Source organism: Streptomyces sp. AcH 505, assembly GCF_000818175.1.
In the GTDB taxonomy this organism is placed as follows: Bacteria; Actinomycetota; Actinomycetes; order Streptomycetales; family Streptomycetaceae; genus Streptomyces.
Genome location: NZ_JTIY01000002.1, coordinates 928,478 through 931,996, shown reverse-complemented (window position 1 = coordinate 931,996; position 3,519 = coordinate 928,478). Strand labels below are relative to the sequence as shown.

General features: G+C 71.0%; 3 protein-coding genes. All 3 read right to left on the bottom strand.

What is annotated here, in order from left to right:
* Nucleotides 1–305 precede the first annotated feature (305 nt).
* Nucleotides 306–1,211, bottom strand: a complete 906-nt coding sequence (locus HY68_RS34145; RefSeq protein ID WP_041999300.1) for a class I SAM-dependent methyltransferase — start codon at nucleotides 1,209–1,211, stop codon at nucleotides 306–308.
* Between the two features lie 50 nt (nucleotides 1,212–1,261).
* The gene (locus HY68_RS34140) at nucleotides 1,262–2,356 is read right to left on the bottom strand and encodes an NAD(P)-dependent alcohol dehydrogenase (protein ID WP_041999299.1); all 1,095 of its coding nucleotides are present in this window, start codon (nucleotides 2,354–2,356) and stop codon (nucleotides 1,262–1,264) included.
* Nucleotides 2,353–3,519: aldehyde dehydrogenase family protein (locus HY68_RS34135; RefSeq protein WP_063779738.1), on the bottom strand; the 1,167-nt coding region annotated here is incomplete at its 5' end. The genes HY68_RS34135 and HY68_RS34140, both read right to left, overlap by 4 nt.

The following is a 3,519-nucleotide window of genomic DNA, read 5'->3' as shown; positions in this document are numbered from 1 at the left end:
CGGTCAGACCGGCAAGGCTCAGCGCGCCGACGGTCAGCGTGACGAGCGCGGCGCGTGCCGGGGACAGTAAGGGTCTTCTGCGGAACATGTGCGTTCTCCTCTGCTCGCGATGCACCAGATGTGGGGTGGAGACCGGGTGGAGCCGCGTCCAGCGTGGAACATCGTGAGAGCGCTCTCAGGCAGGGTGATGTCTATAACCCCGGTCATCCGGCGTCAAGGAGTCGCGCAACAATCCGCACCGACGGGCCTGGGGTGGGACGGCTCGTACAACACAGCCGTCCCACCCGCACCCGGCGGATGCAGCCTTACGGTCGGGGCTTGTCCGCGAAGACCCAGCGGTTGCCCGCCAGTGCGTCGTTCGGCTCGGGCAGCGGACCGCGTCCGTGGTGCTGGGTGAAGTCGTAGGGGGTGTGGACCGCCGTGGACCAGCCCTTGCGCGCCAGATCACCGGCGGAGTCGGGGCGTGGCGCTCTGTCGAACAGGTCCAGCAGGTCGATGCCGATCTGGCGTGTCGTCGAGGTGTAGAGCGGGCTGTCGCGGTACTCCAGCAGGTCCCTGTCGAGTTTGACCTCGAAGGCCAGGGCGCTTCCTGGCGTACTCAACCGGTCCACCGTGTCGAGGAGATACGTCTCGGCGGCGGCCGGCAGGTAGAACAGCAGCCCCTCGGCGAGCCAGACGCCCGGTGCGGCAGGATCGAAGCCGGCGTCGGCCAGCGCGCCCACCCAGTCGGCGCGCAGATCGACCGGGACGGGGACGCGCGTCGCCTTCGGGGTGGCCGACAGACCGTCGAGGACCCGGTGCTTGAAGGCCAGCACTCCTTCCCGGTCGATCTCGAAGATCACGCAGCCGGGAGGCCAGTCGAGACGGTACGCCCGCGAGTCCATCCCCGCGCCGAACAGGACCACTTGGCGGGCGTAGTGCTGCACCGACCGGAGGAGGAAGTCGTCGAAGACCCTGGTCCGCAGGCCGAAGTAGCGCGCGAACCGCCCCCACAGCGGGTTCGCGTCGCCGTCCGCGACATGCTGCATCCGTACGGGCCAGCCGGCGGACGCCGGTGCGGCGCGCACGAAGTGCTCCGCGTAGGCGTCCTGTGCCAGGGTGTCGTGGCGGTGGGTCTCGATCGCCCGCGCCGCGGCGACCAGGAGAGCCGTCACACCCACTCCCCCTTCCACCCCGTCGATGCCGACGTTACGAGACGTTGTGCTGACCACATGTCCTCCTTGGGACGAGCGAGTGGGGACCTGGAGCGGGACTGCTCCCCTTACGGCAGCAGGACGGGTTTGACCACGCGGCCCGCTTCGCAGTCGCGTTCCGCCTCGTTGATGTCGGCGAGCGGGTACGTGCGGATCAGTTCGTCGAACGGGAACCGGCCGGCCTGCCACAGCGCGGTCAGCCGTGGGATCAACAACCCCGGCACCGCGTCGCCTTCGCAGATGTGCGAGATCTTCCTGCCCCGGTCCAGTGCACCCGGTTCGAGCGACAGTTCCGTGTGGAGCCGCGCCACCAGGCCGAGGTGGCCGGTCGGGCGCAGGGAGCGCAGCGCGTCGTTGATGAGCTGGGCGGAGGCGGTGGTGTCCAGGGCGTACCGCGCACCCCCGTCGGTCAGTTGCCGGATGAGGCCCGGCAGGTCGGTCGATTCGGCGTGTACGGGAATCGCGCCGAACCGTTCGGCGAGGGCAAGCCGTTCGGGGTGCCGGTCGACGGCCACGATCGCCGCTCCGGAGGCGGCGGCTGCCATCACAGCGGCCAGTCCCACCGCCCCCGCGCCAAGGACGGTGACGGTGTCACCGGGCAGCACACCGAAGGAGTTGAAGACCGCTCCCGCGCCGGTGAGGAAGCCGCAGCCCAGCGGTCCGAGCAGTTCGACGGGGAGCGAGGGGTCGACCCGGACGGCGTTGCGGGCCGCCACCACCGCGTACTCGGCGAAGGAGGACTGGCCGAACCACCGGGGGGCCAGTTCCATTCCGGACGCGTCGGTGTACCGCGCCGCGTTCTCCTTGCGCCCGCCGAAGAGATTGAGCGAGGCGAAGGAGTCACAGTAGGCGGGGGCGGCGGCGAGACAACTGCGGCAGCTGCCACAGGAGTCGAAGCTCAGCACGACGTGATCGCCGCTGCTCAGGCCGGTGTTCGGGCCGCCCGTCTCCACCACCACCCCGGCCCCCTCGTGGCCGAGCACGGCCGGCAGCGGTGAGCGGCCCGCCGAGCGCCGGACCGCGAGATCGGTCCGGCACATCCCGCAGCCGGCGATCCTGACCAGGATCTCGCCGTCAGCGGGTGCTGTGTCGAGGGCCACCTCTTCAAGGGCGAACCGGCTCTCGTACGAGCGCAGTACCGCCGCGCCGAAGCGCCGCGTCACACCTCCTCCGGACGGTGCACGACGAACGGCCGGAGGTTTCCGTAGAGCCCCCACCGACCGCCGGCGACGCCGAGTCCGCTGTCCTTGCTGCCCGCGAAGGGCTGGGCGAGGGACAGTTCGGCGTGGTGGTTGATCCATGCCGTGCCGCACTCCAGCCGGTCGGCCACCGCTTCGGCCCGGTCGAGATCGGTGCCCCACACGGAGCCGCCGAGCCCGAACGGGGTGTCGTTGGCGGCCTCGACGGCTTCGTCGAGGCTCCCGTACGGCAGCACCGGCAGGACAGGGCCGAACTGTTCCTCCGTCACCACCCGGCTGTCGGGGAGGACATCGGCCAGGATCGTCGGTTCGTAGAAGTAGCCCGGCCGGTCGGGCCGGTGACCGCCGGCCGCGACACGCGCCCCGTCCGTCAGGGCCTGGGCCGTGTAGCGCTCGACGCGGGTCAGTTGGGGTCCGTTGTTGACGGGGCCGAGCTGGGTGTCCGGGGCCAGACCGGCTCCGACGACGGTGGTCTTCGCCCGCTGCGCGAGTGCCTCGACCACGTCGGAGTAGAGCCGGGCCGGGGCGTAGACGCGCTTGACCGCCATACAGACCTGGCCGCAGTTGCGGAACGCCGCCCAGAACAGCCGGTCGGCGATCCGCTCCACATCCACGTCCTCCAGCAGGATGGCGGCGTCGTTGCCACCCAGCTCCAGGGTGACGCGGCGCAGTGCCGCCGCCGCGCCTTCGGCGACGGCCCGTCCGGTGGGGATCGAACCGGTGAAGGTCACGTGCCGGATGCCCGGATGGGTGGCCAGCCGGGCACCCAGGGGGTCCTGACCTGTGACGACCGTCAGTACGTCGTCGGGGAGGGCGGTGGAGACGACGGATATCAGCAGTCGTGTGGCGAGGGGGGTGAAGGGTGAGGGTTTCACCACCACGGTGTTGCCCGCGGCGAGCGCGGGCGCGAATTTCGCCGACGCGAGCTGGAGCGGAAAGTTCCACGGGACGATCGCGGCGACGGGCCCGAGCGGTCGCCAGCGGACTTCGCTGCGCACCGGCCGGCCGTCCCTGATCGGCTCGGGACCGGGGGCAGGCTCGGCGAAGTGCCGTAAGCGGGCTGCCGTACGGGCGATCTCCGCGCGCGACTCGGCCAGCGGCTTGCCCTGTTCCCGGGTGAGCAGCGG